Genomic DNA, 15,736 nt, shown 5'->3' on the forward strand with positions numbered 1-15,736 from the left:
GTATGAGCCGGACGTAGGCGCAACACCGGAGAGGTCAGGACGTGGACGAGATTCAAGGCGACGAGATCCGTGGCAAGACGGAGGGGACGGCCACCGTTCCGCTCTCCGTGCTGGACCTGGTGACCGTGGGCCAGGGCCGCACCGCCACCCAGGCGCTGCATACGAGCGTGGACATCGCGCAGCTCGCCGAGCGCCGCGGATTCCATCGCTACTGGGTCGCCGAACACCACTCCATGCCCGGCGTCGCCTCCTCCTCACCCGCCGTGATCCTGGCCCATCTCGCCGCACACACCGAGCGCATCAGGCTCGGATCCGGCGGCGTGATGCTGCCCAACCACGCACCGCTCGTCATCGCCGAACAGTTCGGCACCCTGGAGGCCATGGCCCCCGGCCGCATCGACCTCGGTCTCGGGCGCGCCCCCGGCACCGACGGCGCGACCGCGGCTGCCCTGCGACGCACGGACCGGCTGGGCGAAGGCGCCGACGATTTCCCGCAGCAGCTCGCCGAGCTGACCCGGTTCCTGGACGACGACTTCCCCGACGGCCACCCCTACGCCCGTATCCACGCGGTCCCCGGCCCGGTCCAGGCCACCGCCGAGGGCGGGGTCCAGTCCCCTGCCCGCCCGCCGATCTGGCTGCTCGGCTCCTCCGGCTTCAGCGCCCGGCTGGCCGGCGTACTCGGCCTGCCGTTCGCCTTCGCCCACCACTTCTCGGCCCAGAACACGGTGCCGGCCCTCGACCTGTACCGGGAGTCGTTCCGGCCGTCCGCGGTGCTCGACGCCCCGTACGCGCTGATCGGGGTCTCGGCCCTGGCCGCCGCCGACGAGCGCGAGGCCCGCCGCCAGGTGCTCTCCGGCGCCCTGTCCATGGTCCGCCTGCGCACCGGGCGCCCCGGCCTGGTCCCGACACCCGAGGAGGCGGAGGCGTACGCCTTCAGCCCCATGGAGCGGGAGTTCGTCGACAGCTGGCTGGTCAACATCGTCCACGGCACGGCGGACGAGGTCCGTACGGGCCTCGACGACCTGGCCAAGCGCACCGGCGCCGACGAACTGATGATCACCGCCAACGCCCATGGCGGCGAGGCCCGGCTGCGCAGCTACGAACTGCTCGCGGACGCGTACGGGCTGCCGACGGCCTGACACCGGCAGCCGGGGTTCAGACCGTCAGCCTTCCGCTGCCGATCAGCTCGGCGATCCGCTCCGGGGCCACCGCGCGTGAGTACAACCAGCCCTGCCCGGTGTCGCAGCCGATCCTGCGCAGCCGTTCCGCCTGGCCTGCCGTCTCCACGCACTCCGCGGTGACGGTCAGGCCCAGGCGGTGCGCCAGTTCCACCATCGCCTCGACGATCGTCTCGGCGGCGGGGCTCGGGCGGTCGCCGTCGTCGTGGCGGAAGCCGCGTACGAACGAGCCGTCCAGCTTCAGTACGGAGACCGGCAGCCGGCTCAGATAGGCAAGGTTCGAGTAGCCGGTCCCGAAGTCGTCGATGGCGATCCGTACGCCCATTTCGCTGAGCGACTGGAGGGCCTGGAGCGGGCGGCCCGCCGAGCCCATCACGGCGGACTCGGTCAGCTCCAGCTGCAGCAGTCCGGGATCGAGGCCCGTCTCGGCGAGGATCTCCGCGACATCGGTGACCAGGTCGGAGTCCCAGACCTGCCGTACGGCCACATTGACGCTGATGAACAGCGGCGGTTCGGCCGGGTGGTCGAGCTGCCAGCGCCGGGCCTGGCGGCAGGCGGACTGCAGCACCCACCGGCCGAGCTGGACGATCGAGCCGTCCTCCTCGGCGATCGCGACGAACCGATTCGGCGAGAGCATGCCGAACTGCGGGTGGTTCCAGCGGACCAGCGCCTCCACCCCGCGTACGACTCCGTCGGCCATGCCGACCAGCGGCTGGTACTCGATGGTGAACTCACCGCGTTCGACGGCGGGCCGCAGATGGGAGGAGAGCGTCTGCCGGGTCATCCGGTGGGCGTTGCGCTCCGGGTCGAAGACCGTCCAGCGGGCCCTGCCGTCCGCCTTCGCCCAGTACAACGTGGTGTCGGCGGCCTGCATCAGACCGGTCGCCGAGGTGCCGGCCACGGCCCGTTCCACCACTCCGATCGAGGCCGATACGGAGAGCCGCTGCCCGCCCAGATCGAAGGGCTTCTGCAGCGCGGCGAGGACCGTGCGGGCCAGGTCGGTGAGCTGCTGCGTACCGGCGGAGTCCTCGACCAGGATCGCGAACTCGTCGCCGCCCAGGCGCGCCACGAGGTGTGAACCGGGGCGGTGCGGGCCGTCCTGGGCCGCACAGTCGGTGAGCCGCGCGGCGACGGCGGCGAGCAGCCGGTCGCCGATCCGATGGCCCATCGTGTCGTTGACGGCCTTGAAGCCGTCGAGATCGAGATAGCAGAGCCCGATACGGCCGTGTCCGGGGATGCTGTCGTCCTGGAACGGCGGGATCTCCAGGGCGGCCGAGAGCCGTTCGAAGAACAACGTCCGGTTGGGCAGCCGGGTCACCGGGTCGTGCATCTGGAGGTGGCGCAGCCGCTTCTGCAGCTCACGCCGGTCGCTGATGTCCGCGACGGAGAGCAGCACCCGGCCGGGCCCGGGGCCGTCGGCCCTGCCGGCCTCCGGTTCGGGCATCGGTACCACGGTGATCTCGGCCCACATCGAGCGCCCGTCGGGATGCTTGAGACTGCGGGTGCAGCAAAACCGTGAGCGCCGGCGGTGCAGCACCTCGCGGTACGCGTGCCAGGTGCGGCCGTCCGCCACGAGGTCGAGCAGATCGGCTGCGGACTGTGTGGTCAGTGCCGCGGCGGGGAAGCCGAGGAGGCCGCCGAGGGCGTCGTTGGCGGCGACGACCAGGCCCTCGTGGTCGATGACGGCCATCGGGAGCGTGGCGGCCCGGAAGGCGGCCCGGTAGCCGTGCGGCTCGGATCCTGCGGCTCCGGCAGGGGACCACAGAGGGTGACGCTCCGTGACCGAAGGTCCTGCGGAATGGGGGGGTGTGCCCACCGCGGGCCTCGGCCCTTCGGAGGTTCCGCTCACCGTTCGCTCCCGCCGTGCAGTTCTGTCCTGAACAGGTGTGGCCGGACTGGCCCGCCGCGCGGGGCGCCGTTGTCGGAGGCGGAAACCACGCGGGAAAGCCTGGTGAAGCATAGAGGTTGGTGCGTCGGCCGTTCCAGCGCCCGACCCCTCCGCGCCCCGCGTTCGCCCCACTTGGGTCAGTCGCGCGCCGATCCAGCTTGCCCGCTATTGATGGTTTCTGGGTGATCTTGTTCCCTCATGATGTCCGGATGATCGATTGTGACCGTCCGTGAGGGTGAACTCCGCGGCCGACTGTTGACTCGACTGGGGCAGCTCAACAGGACGAAAGCCTCGAATCATCACAGGGTGGGTGGGTGACCGCATCCCGCACCCGGAGGTAGATGTGCCGCGCCAGCACGGAACCGGGGGAGTGGAGAGGCCGAGCCTGCGAGGTGCGGTCGCGGCTGTGACCTCCCTGCTGGCGCTCGCTGCCACCTCCCTCGTCGCCGGGCCCGCCGTGGCGGCCACCGGTGAAGCGGGTCCGTGCGCGCTGCCCCGGACCGAGGCGCACCACTCGCTCGGCGTGGGCGACTGGAACGACGCCTACCCCCGCCCCGACCACTCCCTCGACGCGGTCATGGTCTTTCTCTCCTTCCCGGACCACCGCCCCACCAGCACCCCCAAGGAACTCACCGCCGACTACTTCCCCGCCACCACACAGTTCTTCCAGCGCGCCTCGTACGGGAAGTTCACCCTGCGCCCCCACCCGCTGCGGCAGTGGATCCAGATGCCCAAGGCGTCCGACTGGTACGGCATGCAACGGGACTGGAGCAGCGAGCGGCGCAGCGCCTATCTGCGCGACGCCATCGCCGTGGCGGACCCGAAGGTCGACTTCTCCCGGTTCAGCATCGTCTACCTGGTCGCCGACCCGGATGCCCCGGGCGTCGACTCCGACGCCACCAAGGTCGTCAACTTCGACCAGCCGCTGCACGCCGACGGCACGGACATCCGGCGCGTCGTCACCGTCTTCGAACAGCACCCGCCGGACCACAATGTGCTGGCCCACGAGACCGGGCACGTCTTCGACCTGCCGGACCTCTACCACCGGCCGTCCGACGGCAAGGGCGACTGGGACACCTATGTCGGCGACTGGGACGTGATGGGCAGTCAGTTCGGGCTCGCACCGGACTTCTTCGGCTGGCACAAGTGGAAGCTGGGATGGCTGGACCGCAGGCAGGTGGTGTGCGTCCAGCGCAGCCGGGACATCACCCTGGAGCCGATCGCCGCCGTGCCCGCGCCCGGGGCCTCCATCGGCACCCGGCTCGCGGTGATCAGGACCGGTGAGGGCAGCGCCGTGGCCATCGAGGCGCGCAGCGCCACCGGCAACGACCGGACGACCTGCACCGAAGGCGTCCTGCTCTACCGGGTGCGCAACGCAACCCCGTCCGGCGGCGGCCCGGTCGAGGTCATCGACACCCATCCCCGCACCGACGCCTGCTGGGACCTGTCCGTCTACGCGCCGCTCGCGGACGCCCCGCTGCGGGTCGGCGAGACGTACAGCATCCCCGGCGTGCACGCCAGGGTCGAGGTCGCCGGCCGGACACCGTCGGGCGCCTGGACGGTCCGGATCACCACGGGAACGTAGGCTCCCGTGAACACGAAGAGGCCCCTCGCTTTCGCGAGGGGCCTCTTCCGTCTGTGCGCCGCCAGGGACTCGAACCCCGGACCCGCTGATTAAGAGTCAGCTGCTCTAACCAACTGAGCTAGCGGCGCCTGCTGACGTCGTAGACATTAGCATCCTGATCGGCGGGAGGAAAAATCGAATTCCTGGCCGCCGACGAGGGCGTCGACCTGGTCACCCGTACACAGGCCCAGAGCAGTACGTCCGGCCCCGGCAGCCACGGGCTGCGGGTGTCGGGGGCTACCACCCAGCGGGGCCCGGGGGCGGAGGAGGAGCAGGTCAGGGGCGGTACGGTCACCGCGTCCCCGATGCCGTGGCAGAGCAGCGGCGGGACCTTGCCGTCGACTCCGCCCCGCCCCTGCGCGCCCCTGCCGGTCCGCGGTTCATGGCCACCGCCCCACTCCTCCCAGTCGAGCAGCGACGGCAGCCGCTGGGCGGTGCCGGGGGAGGCGAAGAGCAGCATCCGTCCGCGGTGAGTGGCGACGGGGCCGGAGCCCGGGCCGTCCGCCCACAGGTGTTCCAGCATCCGGCGCCCGAAGAGGGTGGGCACATTCACCACGTCGAAGGCCGAACCGCACGGCAGCACCCCGGGCAAGGAGGGGTGGGCCTCCCACTGGGCCAGCGTGCTGCGCGGATAGGCCGCGGCGCCGGCGAGCCAGGCGGCGCCGGCCGCCGTGACCTGAGCCGTCTGGTTCGCGGCCCGGTCCCGCAGGAGGGCGAAGATGTCGGCGCCGTGGTGGGGGCCGTCGCCGTGATGCAGGGGCTTTTCGTCTGGCAGCCATGCGCTCATGCGCCCATGTCTACCGGGAGTGATCAAGTGGGTTCCGAGAGTTGCCGGAAACCGGGACAGGTCGGGGTGGGGAGGAGTATCTTGCGCTCGGGCATATGCCACTGGTTGTACCCGGTGTCAGGACCTGGCGTGGACGGGTGGCCCGGATCGATCGGCGCGATGGCGGGCCGGGGCCGGTGGCAGGCCCGGTGGGACGGGTGCGCCGGTCGCGTCGGGGCCGTCACGGCAGTCAGGGCGTGGAGCCGCCCAGCAGGCTCCGGCCGAACTCGATCATCTTCTTGGCATAGTCCTCGGCCCACTCCGCACGCTGCGCGATGTCCGCGGTCGTCAGCCGGTCGAACCGGCGCGGATCGGCGAGCTGGGCGGCGGCGATCGCCTGGAACTCGACCGCACGGTCGGCCGCGGCACGGAACGCCAGGGTCAGCTCGGTGGCGCGGGACAGCACCTCCTTCGGATCGTCCATCGATTCCAGGTCGAAGAAGTGCTCAGGATCGGCGACTGCCGCCGACGGCTCGAAGAGCAGGGGCGCGGGGCGCAGCCGCTGCTGCTCGTTCCGCTCGGGTTGTGCCATGTGGTGTTTCCTCCTTCGGTGGGCCCGACGGCCACCCTCCATTGTCCAACGTCGCGCAAGGGGGCTCCGCGGACAGCCGGAAGCAGGGCTGCGACCTGCCGGGACGGGGCGCCCTCACGCCTCCCACCGCACCCGGTGCTCGCCCAGATGTGCCAGCACCGCGTGGTTCGCCTCCCAGCCGTCCGGGAACTTCACCGTGACCCCCAGCTGCACCGGCTCCGTCGACGGGTGCTCGTCCAGCAGCTCCGCGACGCCCGCCCGGCACACCACGATGCACGCATGCCGGTGGCGCGAGGCCAGTACACACAGCCGGCCCGTCTCCAGATGGAACGCCGTGGCGTCCGGGCGGCCGGACAACGGGTGCAGGACCACCGTCACATCGAATTCGCGGCCCTGGAGCCGGTTCGCCGTGTCCACCGCCACGCCCGTCACGCCCAGCTCCCCGAGCGCCGCCCGTACCGCCGCCGCCTGGTCGCGGTGGGCGGTGCCGACCGCGACCCGGTCCGCCGTCACCGGGACCGGATCCGGGGAGCGTTCGCTCGTCGCCGCGCCACCCCGGTCGAGGAGCCGGCGGACGACCAGGGCCACCGCTCGTACCGCCTCCGGATCGGTGCGCGGGGTGTGCCGGGCCGGGAGTTCGAGCAGGCCCCAGCCGGATTCCGCGGCCTCGTCCAGCACCCGGTCCGGCGCCGAGCCGTCGGACGCGACGCCGAACGACAGCCGCCGGTCCCCGTGGCCCGTACCGCTGCGGAACGGGGTGTACGGGTAGAACGCGTCCGAGACGAGCGGCGCGGCGGAGGCGGGCAGCCGCCACGACACCGGCAGCCGGTGCTGAGGCAGGTGGGGATTGTGCGCGAGCAACGTGGAGACCGCGCTCGCGGACGGGTCGTACGACAGCCCCGCCCACTGGTCCGCGCCGACGATCGAGAACGGGTCCAACTGGCCCGGGTCGCCGACGAACAGCGCCCGTTCGAAGAGGCTCGCGACGGCCAGCAGCGCATCCGAACGCATCTGGTACGCCTCGTCGACGATCGCGTGCCCCCACGGCTCGACGTTCTTCACATGCGCCCACTTGGCGGCCGTCGAGATGACGACATCGAGTCCGGCGAGATCCGACGCCTTGGCCGACTTCCGTACATGGGCCAGGCCGTCCAGCACCTTGTCGTACGGGTCGGAGTCATTGCTGTGCAACCGCCCGACCGGTAGCCCCGGGTCCTTCTCGGCCAGCCGCACCACCAGGTCGTCGACCTGGGCATTGGTCTGCGCGACCACCATCAACGGGTGCCCGGCCGCCGCGAGTTCGAGTGCGGCACGCACCACGAGTGTCGACTTGCCCGCGCCCGGCGGGGAGTCCACCACGATGCCGCGCGACGTACCGCTCAGGGTGTCGGCGAGGATCGCGTCGGTCGCCCGCGCGGCCTGGGCGCCCGGGTCGAATACGGCCGTCACAGAAGGTCCTCCGTGGTCACGGGATCGGGGCTCTCGGCCTGCCCGGCAGTGGCGCCCGGCGGGCCGCCGTGCGTCCAGGGCGTCTCCTCGGGGTCCGGCAGCTTGGGGCCGGCGCGCTGATCGTGCTCGAACAGCGTCCAGGCGATCCGGTCGCCCGGCTCGGGCACCGAACCCGGGGCCGGCTCCTTGCTCCGGCCCATCCGGTCGGTGATCCGCAGCACCAGCAGGGGCGCGTTCCCGTCCTCCGGCTCCGTGGCGTACTCCACGAACTCGGCGGTCTGCGGCTTGCCGTCCAGCGAGCGGTAGACCTTGGTGCGCTCCCCGAGATGCGGGCGCTCGTCCGTGCGGACCGTGACCAACGGGCGCGGGGACGGGCGCTTCGACTCGCTGTACGCCATCACCACCTCCGTCACGTCGCCGACGAACGCCTCACCGGCCAGCCGCCGCCCGGCCAGCACCAGCGGATCGTCCAGCGCCTCCTGTGCCTCCAGCTGGGCCTGTGCCGTCTCGCGCGAGGCCAGCTTCTGCGCGGCCGTCACCGCGTCGTCCCGGCGGGGCTGCGGCGGCTCGCCGGACCGCACCCGGTCCCGGTGACCGGTGAACGACCAGCGGTCCCTCGTCCAGCGGTCCTCGGCCCGAGACCCCTCGGGCAGTTCCTTCAGCAGATCGAGCCCCCGCCACACCGCGTCCCAGGTCGGCCTCATCACACCGGCCAGCAACGCCCTGATGTCCCGCTCGGCAGCGGTCAGTTCGGCGAGCCGGGCATCGGCCGCGAGTCCGTCCTCGGCCGCTGCGAGGGAGGTGCGCGCCCGGTCGTACTTCTCGATGGCGGGCGCCAGCAGCCGGTTGTCGAACGCGGGGTCCGTGGCCGGACCGGCCGGCGGGCACAGCAGCTGCCCTTCGCCGTCCCGCTCCAGCTCCGCACGGAGCGCGGCCCGCGCCCCGGACTCGCCCGCCGGGGCGGCGATCCAGGCCAGCAGCGCGCCCAGATGCTGATCCTCCAGGCTGCTCTGACCGGTCGCCCAGTGCCGGTTCAGCAGATCGGTCGTGGCCAGCAGCAGCGAGGAGCCCGGCACCCTGGCCCGCTCCCCGTAGTGCGTCAGCCAGCGGCCCAGCAGCGGGACACGGGCAGGGGCGGGGTACGGGGTGTCGGGCTCGTCCTCAGCCGTGCGCCTGAACCGCATGGAGCGGCCGAGCAGCCGTACGAAATCGATGCCCGCCCGGCTCGGCACGATCAACTGCGGTGCGTCCGCGCACAGTTCGACCTCGACCTTGACCTTCTTCCCGGTCTCCGGATCGGTCTCATTGCGCTCGGCGGGCTCGACGACAGCCTCGTACGCCTCGATGTGCGGCAGCACCGCCTCGGCCAGCTCGGCGAGGAACGCGAACCGCAGATCCCGGTCGCGCGGCTGCGAAACCGCCAGCAGCCGGGGCGCCTCCCGGTCGGTCCCGACGAGCGCGCCCAATGGGGCGCCCGCCTCACCGGCGGTGGTCAGCGGCACCAGGACGAGCGGCCGGTCGGTGAGATGGCGGTGCAGGACCGTCGTCATCGGCTGCGCCCGGCCGCTCTCCACGGCCTCCAGCCGGGCCAGGGTGCTGATCAGCGACATGCCGCACTGCCCTCCAGCGCCTCTGCACGCAGCGCCGCCGCACGCCGCAGGGCCACGACCGTCGGATCCGCCGGGTCGCCCTCCTTGCCCGCGGCGGCGGCCAGCACCGCACCCACCGTCGTCAGCCCACCGAGCTCACCCCGCACGCTCCGCCCCAGCGCCTCCACAGCACCGGCCGCGCGGGCCTTCGCCCGGCAGTGGAAGGCCAGTTCACAAGCGGCCAGGCACTCCGGGGCATACGCCGCGCCGACGGACCCGACCGCGGCGTCGAGCTGTTGCGGGGAGCACTCCGGATCGAAGGTGGTGCCCTCGGGCAGGGCCGCCGCGATGTCCTCGATCCGGGTCAGCCTGGCCAGCTGGCGCCGGGTGACCGCACGCTGCTTGCGTACGTCGACGACCGAGGCGGTGGGCAGATTGGAGAAGTCCTTCGGGCAGACCAGCAGCACCCGGTGGCCGACCTCCGCGCCCTCGGTCAGCTCCGCGATCCGCTCCAGCGCCAGTACGTAGACGGCGGACTGCCGGGCTGCCGCACCGACTTTCGCCGCGTCGGCAGAACCATCGATCATGGGGAAGGACTTGATCTCGACGACCGTCCAGGTGCCGTCGGGGTGCACCGCGACCGCGTCCGGCTCCAGATAGGTGGGGGAGCCCGCCACCTCCAGGGCCAGCATCGGGTGGTCCAGCAGCGCCCAGCCGCCTGCCTCGGTCGCCTCCCGCAGCGCCAGCGCCGTACGCGCCGCGCGGCCCTCGGGACCGGCCGCGGTCAGATCGGGCACCAGGACCTCGCGCGGCGACTCGGCGCCGCCGCCGAGGCGCTCGTGGAGCAGCCGCATCAGCTCCGTACCGCCATCGGCCTTGACCTTGGCCTCGAAGGCGTTGCCCCGGACGAAAGCGAACTGCGACTGGCCGAAGGGGGCCGGTGAACCGAGCGCCGTGGCCAGCGCGGCCTTGTCCACCCCGGCGCCGTCCAGCAGGGCGCGGCGTCGGCAGCCGGGGTTGGCGGCGAGGGCGGCCAGCGCGCGGGCATCCAGCGGACGCGGTGCGACAGCCGGGCCCCGCAGCTCAGCGAGCCGCTGCCGGAGTGTCGTCCCCCGCTGTTCCCGCGCCTGCGGGGGCAGCGGCGTCGGCCCGGGGTGCGCGACCGGCCGAGGCGTCTGCGTCGGCCGATGCTGCGGCATCGATGGAATCTGCGGAGGTGGTCCGCTGACCAGGGATTCGCTCACCCGCCGAAGTCTTGCATCCGGCACTGACAATCGGGGACTTCGTGGTCCGGGCGAATCGCGGGAAGCGGGCTGTGAACCGGTCCCCGACCCGGTCGGCGATACGCATCACCGGTCCGGCCAGCAGGGCTCCGACGCCCATCACGGCAGCGCCCGCGACCGCGTCGAGGAAGTAATGATTGGCCGTGCCCATCACCACGAACGTGGTGACCAGGGGGTACGCGATGCCCGCGGCCCGTACGAGCGGGTGCCGGCCGTGACGCCACAGCAGGATTCCGCACCAGAGCGCCCAGCCGACGTGCAGGCTCGGCATCGCCGCGTACTGGTTCGTCATTCCGCCCATGCCGCGCGGAGCACTCGCCTCGGTGCCCCACCAGCCGTACGAGCTGTACTGCGCCATCGTGTCGACGAAGCCGTGAGTGGCGTGAAGCAGCCGGGGCGGGCAGGTCGGCATCAGCGTGAAGCCGATCAGGCCGAGCAGCGTGGAGGTCATCAGCCAGGTGCGAGCCCTGCGGTACACGGCCTGGCGGCGGCGGAAAAGCCAGATCAGAACGGCCGGGGTGACCAGATAGTGCAGGGACGCGTATATGAAGTCGGCGGGTATGCCTATGGAGGGGTGGGCGGTCAGCAGCCGGTTGAGCGGGTGCTCGAAGTTGATGTGGAGCGTCTTCTCCAGGTGCAGGATGCGCAGACCGTGGTCGACGGCCGTGGACACGTCGCCGCGCGCGACCAGCCGGCCCGCCGAGTAGGCTGCGTACACCAGGGCCAGCAACGGCAGCTCGGTCCACCAACGGGGCCGCGGGCGCGGCACGTACGCGGTGCTGGCATGCTGCATCCGGAAGCTCTCCATCATGTGTTCATGCGACCGACGGCGGGCGTTCAACCGTACGGTGCGTGTCGGCCGCGATTCCCCCGGGGGTCCTTGTCGGGTGCCCCGTGTGCGCACGGATTTCTCCGCGCAGGGAGTGACGCCGGTTCGGCCCCGGAGGTTGCCTTCGGAAGACGTGCGCGATGATGGGAAAACCGGACGATCCGTTCTGTCACGATCTCCGGCCTCAGATCTCAGTCTCAGGGAGAGCCGTCATGGCACCGCGTATCCTGCTCGCCCGGCACGGCCAGACGGAATGGTCCGTCAAGGGCAATCACACAGGCAGGACGGACATCCCACTGCTCGACACCGGCCGTGCGGGCGCCAAGCTCCTCGGTGAGCGGCTGCACCGCAAGCCGTGGGCGGACCTGCCGGGCCTGGAAGTCCGCACCAGTCCGCTGCTCCGGGCCAAGGAGACCTGTGACATCGCGGGTTTCGGGGACCGGGCCGAGCCGTGGGACGCGCTGCTGGAGTGGGACTACGGGGCGTACGAGGGGATGACCCCGGCACAGATCAAGGCGATCCGTCCCGACTGGTTCATCTGGCGCGACGGGGTGCCGGAGGGGGAGACCCTGGCCGAACTGTCCGCCCGCGCCGACGAGATCGTCGACTGGGCCCGCTCGGCCGACCGCGACGTCCTGGTCTTCGCCCACGGTCACATCCTGCGGGCGCTGGGGGCGCGGTGGCTGGGCGAGGACGTGTCGTTCGCGGCGCGTATCCGGCTCGATCCGACGTCGCTGTCGGTGCTGGGGTGGGCGTACGGTGCGCCCGCGATAGAGCGCTGGAACGACACGGGCCATCTGGACCGGTAGTCCTGCCGCCCCCGGCAGCAGGGGGTCTCGATCGCCGGACGGGCTCGATCTTGCCGGCGCGCGGTGGAAGCCGGCCCGTCCGGTGGCTGCGGACGGAACCGGTCACATGGCGCGGGGGGTCTGGAATCCGGGCCGTTCGGCGAACCCTTACGCCCCCGCCGCGGAGACCTCCGCGTGCCGCTCGAGGAACCCCCGTACCTCCGCCGCACCCCGCTGCGGCGCCAGTACCCCCGCCGCCCCCGCCAGCATCGCCCGGATGCGGGACGACTGGACGCGGTCCAGCAGGTCCAGCACCTGGTGGCCCGCCGTCGCCGCCTCCGGGGCCCGGCCCGCCCGGGCCAGGTCTGTGGTCAGCTCGGCCCGGTACAGCGCCAGGTTCCGGGTGAAGTGCGGGTCCTGGAGACGTGTCGCCCGCAGCGCATGGCGGGCCGCCCGCGACCAGTCGCCCAGCGCCGACCAGCACTGCGCCTCCAGCATCTCCAGCTCCGCCTCCCGGAAGAAGGTCATCCACTCCGGATCGGCGTCGGACGGACCGCGTTCGAACGCGGTGTGCGCCCGGCCGATCGCCCGTTCGCAGCCCGTACGGTCCCCGAGCCCCGCCCGGCCCCCCGCCTCCCGCAGCGCGAGCAGCGCCACCAGCCGCGGCGAGCCCAGCGGCTGCGCCGCCCGCTGCCCGGCCTCGGCGGCGCGCACGGACTCGCGGGGCCGCCCCGTGTCCCTGGCCAGGAACGACGCATTGCAGAACGCATGCGCCTCCAGCGCCGCGTCACCCGCCACCCGCGCCGTCGCCAGCGCCTCCGCATAGTGCGAGCGGGCGTCCTCGAACCGGCCCGAGTCATGGGCCAGCCAGCCCACCGAGATGGCCAGTTCGCCCGCCCCGGCATGCAGCCGGTCGGCCGTGGAGCGCCTGGTGGCGGTTGCGGAGTCGAGCAGCGCGTACGCCGCCCGCAGCGGCTGGGACGCCCTGCGGTACAGGCCGTCACCGCCGTGCCGGTCGTCGAGCAGCCGGATCTGCCGTACTGCCTTCTCGACGGCGCTCACCTCGGCCTCTCCGACCCGGTGCCGGTCGGGCAGGGCGGCGGCGGACGTGCCGTCGAGGCCGAGGCCCAGGGTTGCGGCCGCCATCGCGGTGGTGCCGCTCGTCATGAATACGCGACGCAGCACGTCGCTCTCCTCGTCGGTGTCGCTGTGGAGCGTGGGGGGCGGTGGGGTTTCGGCAGTGGTCCGTGCCCCCCGGCCGCGTACCGATTCGCGCGGCGAGAAGCCCAGGTCCGCCAGGGTGGCGCCGGGGAACATGTGCAGGAAGACCCGCTCGTACGCGTAGTTGGGGCAGCGGATCTCGCCGGACTCCACGCGGCCGATGTACCGGGCGTCGCACGCGACCTGCTCGCCGATCTCGCGGGCGGACCTGCGTACCGCGGCAGCGAACTCCCCGGCGGAGCGCGGTCCGCGCAGCCGCCGGAAGGCGAGGTTGGGAACTGCCCCTGTCGACACCATGGCTGAGCCCTCTCTGGTGCAGCCGGGCTCCTGCTTCCGGTGTCCCGGCGGAGCAAGAACGTACCTGTTGTGACGGACCGCACATACAGCGTTTGCCTACAAAAGGGATATCTCGCCTGCGATCCGCCATGAACTGCCACCCTTTGCGGCGGCGTGGCACCGTAGCCCTTGACGCCGTCGACGCGTTGATCCCCGTGGAGACGGAATCCGGCTCCGCCCGGCGATGAGAGGAGAGGTCCCTTGTTGCACATCGGCACGGAGACCGGCTCGCGGACGACTGCGACGACCACGGCCGCAACGGGTGCCACGGTGCCCACAGCGCCCACGGAGGACCACGGCGCCGTACCCTGCGACCTGGTGACCGTCCCGGCACGCCAGGGACTGGAGGCCGTGGACATCCTGCGCCGGGGGGCCGACCAGGAAGCCGTCGGCCCGGTCCTGCACGACGGAGCCTGTGACACCCTCGGCTTCCTGGTTCCCCCGGGGACCGCCGAGGCGTGGGACGTACCGGGCAGCGCCTGTACGCGGACCGACGGCCGCGGGCTGCGCATCCCCGCCGAGCCGCCCGTCACCGGCAGCGGCTGGCTGCTGCCGCCGGGGGAGGACGCCCCGGTCACCGACCCGGCCGTGCTGCGGGCCGCTCTCGACCAGGCGGCCCGGCTGATCGAGGCGGCCGACAACCGCCGCTGACCGCAGGCTCCCCGTCCGCGCGCCCATAATGGGCCGGTGGCCGGGTTTCCCCGGCACGGCCGGTTCTGTACCGGCCCGGAGCGATGAGCAGTGAGCAGGCACGAGCAGCAGTGGCACGTCGAGGAGCGTCGAGCGCAGGCGCGGGCGCCCGTAAGCGGTCCGACCGCAAGGCCGACGGCAGGACCGGACGCGGGACCGGGCGCAGGACGGAACCGCTCGCCGAACCGGTGGACGGCGGTCTCGCCGAGCTGGTGCCCGACCGGGAGCGTCCGCACGCCTGGACGCTGACGCTCGATGGAGCCCCCCAGTCCCATGTGGACCTCGACGACCCCACGTATCTGTCCTTCGAGTACCAGCGCAGGATCGGCCACATCGCCGACCTCGTCGCACCCCCTGGGCAGCCCCTGCACGTGGTGCACCTGGGCGGCGGTGCCTTCACGCTCGCCCGCTACATCGCCGCGACCCGGCCCCGCTCCACCCAGCAGGTCGTCGAGGTGGACGCCGCGCTCGTCCAACTGGTCCGCCGGGAGCTGCCGCTGGACCCACAGGCCAGGATCCGGGTCCGGGCCACCGATGCCCGCGCCGGGCTCGGGAAGATCCAGGACGGCTGGGCGGATCTCGTCATCGCCGATGTCTTCAGCGGGGCCCGTACCCCCGCACACCTCACCAGCACCGAGTTTCTCGCCGAGGTACGCCGGGTCCTGAAGCCCGGCGGGAGTTACGTGGCCAACCTCGCGGACGGCCCGCCGCTGACCCATCTGCGCGGCCAGGTCGCCACCGCGGCCACGGTCTTCCCCGAACTGGCGCTCGCCGCCGACCCGACCGTGTGGCGCGGCCGTCGCTTCGGCAACGCCGTGCTGCTCGCCTCGGATCTGCCGCTGAAGGTCGCGGAGCTGACCCGCCGGGTCGCGACCGACCCGCACCCCGGACGCGTCGAACACGGGCGGGCGCTCGCCGACTTCACCGGCGGCGCGGCGGCGGTGAGCGACGCGGACGCCAGGCATTCACCGGCTCCGCCGCCGTCGGCCTTCGGGTAGGAGGGCGCTGAAGGTCTCGGCCGGGATGCCGAGGACCGACAACACCGTTCCGGGTCAATAGAGTTCAGGGCTTTTGTGCGTCGGTCGGGCGACCACGCCCCGGTTTCCCGGAACGGCGATCGAGGCGAGGACAGCTGACTCGTCGACTAAGTCTTCGGGCAACGCGACCATCATCGGCTCGCCGGCACGACCTGGGTGCGGGCCCCGGCTGCGTTCTGGTGCGCGCGATCGTGGAGTCCACCGCGACGACCCGGTTCAAATCCCCATCGGCGTCGGCTGGCAGCATGGTGAATACGCGCTCCCAGGTGCTGTCGAAGGCCCACATTCTCAAACCAACGGCTCGATCCGCGCCCATTGCGCTTCAGCCGGCGGCACATCCGGACCGACGACCCGACTCGGCGGGAGTGACCCGAACGGAACTGCCTGGTCGGCCTGTCTGACGCAGGTGAGGAAGGGCTGCTTATCAGCCAACTTCCAGCCGAGAGGCATCGTCGAATCCACTCCT

13 protein-coding genes and 1 tRNA gene are annotated in these 15,736 nt (G+C 72.2%); 5 read left to right on the plus strand and 9 right to left on the minus strand.

Annotated elements, in window-relative coordinates; translation table 11 throughout:
- Nucleotides 1-41 precede the first annotated feature (41 nt).
- The gene (locus OG609_RS26280; protein ID WP_327275076.1) at nucleotides 42-1,139 is read left to right on the plus strand and encodes an LLM class flavin-dependent oxidoreductase; all 1,098 of its coding nucleotides are present in this window, start codon (nucleotides 42-44) and stop codon (nucleotides 1,137-1,139) included.
- A gap of 16 nt (nucleotides 1,140-1,155) precedes the next feature.
- Here the strand turns inward: OG609_RS26280 and OG609_RS26285 are convergent, their stop codons facing one another.
- Complete coding sequence (locus tag OG609_RS26285) at nucleotides 1,156-3,027, minus strand: putative bifunctional diguanylate cyclase/phosphodiesterase (protein ID WP_327275077.1); 1,872 nt, start codon at nucleotides 3,025-3,027, stop codon at nucleotides 1,156-1,158.
- 409 nt (nucleotides 3,028-3,436) lie between these two features.
- On the opposite strand from OG609_RS26285, the gene OG609_RS26290 reads away from it, so the two are divergent.
- Nucleotides 3,437-4,651 (plus strand): M6 family metalloprotease domain-containing protein, encoded by a 1,215-nt coding sequence (locus OG609_RS26290; RefSeq protein WP_382898193.1) that lies wholly within the window; start codon nucleotides 3,437-3,439, stop codon nucleotides 4,649-4,651.
- Between the two features lie 54 nt (nucleotides 4,652-4,705).
- On the opposite strand, the gene OG609_RS26295 is transcribed toward OG609_RS26290, so the two are convergent.
- From OG609_RS26295 to OG609_RS26325, 7 genes are all read right to left on the minus strand, one after another.
- A tRNA-Lys gene (locus OG609_RS26295) sits at nucleotides 4,706-4,779 on the minus strand.
- Complete coding sequence (locus OG609_RS26300) at nucleotides 4,770-5,477, minus strand: hypothetical protein (protein WP_327275078.1); 708 nt, start codon at nucleotides 5,475-5,477, stop codon at nucleotides 4,770-4,772. Before OG609_RS26300 ends, OG609_RS26295 begins: the two co-directional genes overlap by 10 nt.
- 229 nt (nucleotides 5,478-5,706) lie before the next feature.
- Nucleotides 5,707-6,048: a hypothetical protein gene (locus tag OG609_RS26305; protein WP_327275079.1), complete on the minus strand. Its 342-nt coding sequence runs from the start codon at nucleotides 6,046-6,048 to the stop codon at nucleotides 5,707-5,709.
- A gap of 114 nt (nucleotides 6,049-6,162) precedes the next feature.
- Entirely contained in the window at nucleotides 6,163-7,497 is a 1,335-nt protein-coding gene (locus tag OG609_RS26310; protein ID WP_327275080.1) for an AAA family ATPase, read from the minus strand.
- Nucleotides 7,494-9,107 carry a hypothetical protein gene (locus OG609_RS26315; protein WP_327275081.1) on the minus strand — a complete coding sequence of 538 codons (1,614 nt, stop codon included), beginning with the start codon at nucleotides 9,105-9,107 and terminating at the stop codon, nucleotides 7,494-7,496. The genes OG609_RS26310 and OG609_RS26315 overlap by 4 nt, the downstream gene beginning before the upstream one ends.
- Nucleotides 9,098-10,285, minus strand: coding sequence for a hypothetical protein (locus tag OG609_RS26320; RefSeq protein ID WP_327275082.1), 1,188 nt, complete (start codon nucleotides 10,283-10,285; stop codon nucleotides 9,098-9,100). The genes OG609_RS26315 and OG609_RS26320 overlap by 10 nt, the downstream gene beginning before the upstream one ends.
- A complete protein-coding gene (locus OG609_RS26325) occupies nucleotides 10,170-11,162 on the minus strand; it encodes a phosphatase PAP2 family protein (protein ID WP_327275083.1) in 993 nt (330 codons plus the stop codon). Before OG609_RS26325 ends, OG609_RS26320 begins: the two co-directional genes overlap by 116 nt.
- Before the next feature lie 248 nt (nucleotides 11,163-11,410).
- On the opposite strand from OG609_RS26325, the gene OG609_RS26330 reads away from it, so the two are divergent.
- Complete coding sequence (locus OG609_RS26330; RefSeq protein ID WP_114244660.1) at nucleotides 11,411-12,007, plus strand: histidine phosphatase family protein; 597 nt, start codon at nucleotides 11,411-11,413, stop codon at nucleotides 12,005-12,007.
- Nucleotides 12,008-12,154: 147 nt separating this feature from the next.
- Here OG609_RS26330 and OG609_RS26335 read toward each other — a convergent pair whose 3' ends face one another.
- Nucleotides 12,155-13,504 (minus strand): tetratricopeptide repeat protein, encoded by a 1,350-nt coding sequence (locus OG609_RS26335; RefSeq protein ID WP_327275084.1) that lies wholly within the window; start codon nucleotides 13,502-13,504, stop codon nucleotides 12,155-12,157.
- 240 nt (nucleotides 13,505-13,744) lie between these two features.
- On the opposite strand from OG609_RS26335, the gene OG609_RS26340 reads away from it, so the two are divergent.
- On the plus strand, nucleotides 13,745-14,194 hold the full coding sequence (locus OG609_RS26340; protein WP_327275085.1) for a hypothetical protein: 450 nt from the start codon (nucleotides 13,745-13,747) through the stop codon (nucleotides 14,192-14,194).
- A gap of 110 nt (nucleotides 14,195-14,304) precedes the next feature.
- Nucleotides 14,305-15,231 (plus strand): spermidine synthase, encoded by a 927-nt coding sequence (locus OG609_RS26345; protein ID WP_327278191.1) that lies wholly within the window; start codon nucleotides 14,305-14,307, stop codon nucleotides 15,229-15,231.
- The last annotated feature ends 505 nt before the right edge of the window (nucleotides 15,232-15,736 follow it).

This window comes from Streptomyces sp. NBC_01224 (assembly GCF_036002945.1).
Taxonomy (GTDB): Bacteria; Actinomycetota; Actinomycetes; order Streptomycetales; family Streptomycetaceae; genus Streptomyces.

What these genes read in the sequence shown, in the direction of transcription:
- OG609_RS26300 (WP_327275078.1), bottom strand. Translation starts at nt 5,477, where the DNA reads ATGAGCGCATGGCTGCCAGACGAAAAGCCCCTGCATCACGGCGACGGC.
- OG609_RS26305 (WP_327275079.1), bottom strand. Translation starts at nt 6,048, where the DNA reads ATGGCACAACCCGAGCGGAACGAGCAGCAGCGGCTGCGCCCCGCGCCC.
- OG609_RS26315 (WP_327275081.1), bottom strand. Translation starts at nt 9,107, where the DNA reads ATGTCGCTGATCAGCACCCTGGCCCGGCTGGAGGCCGTGGAGAGCGGC.
- OG609_RS26320 (WP_327275082.1), bottom strand. Translation starts at nt 10,285, where the DNA reads ATGCCGCAGCATCGGCCGACGCAGACGCCTCGGCCGGTCGCGCACCCC.
- OG609_RS26325 (WP_327275083.1), bottom strand. Translation starts at nt 11,162, where the DNA reads ATGCAGCATGCCAGCACCGCGTACGTGCCGCGCCCGCGGCCCCGTTGG.
- OG609_RS26330 (WP_114244660.1), top strand. Translation starts at nt 11,411, where the DNA reads ATGGCACCGCGTATCCTGCTCGCCCGGCACGGCCAGACGGAATGGTCC.
- OG609_RS26335 (WP_327275084.1), bottom strand. Translation starts at nt 13,504, where the DNA reads ATGGTGTCGACAGGGGCAGTTCCCAACCTCGCCTTCCGGCGGCTGCGC.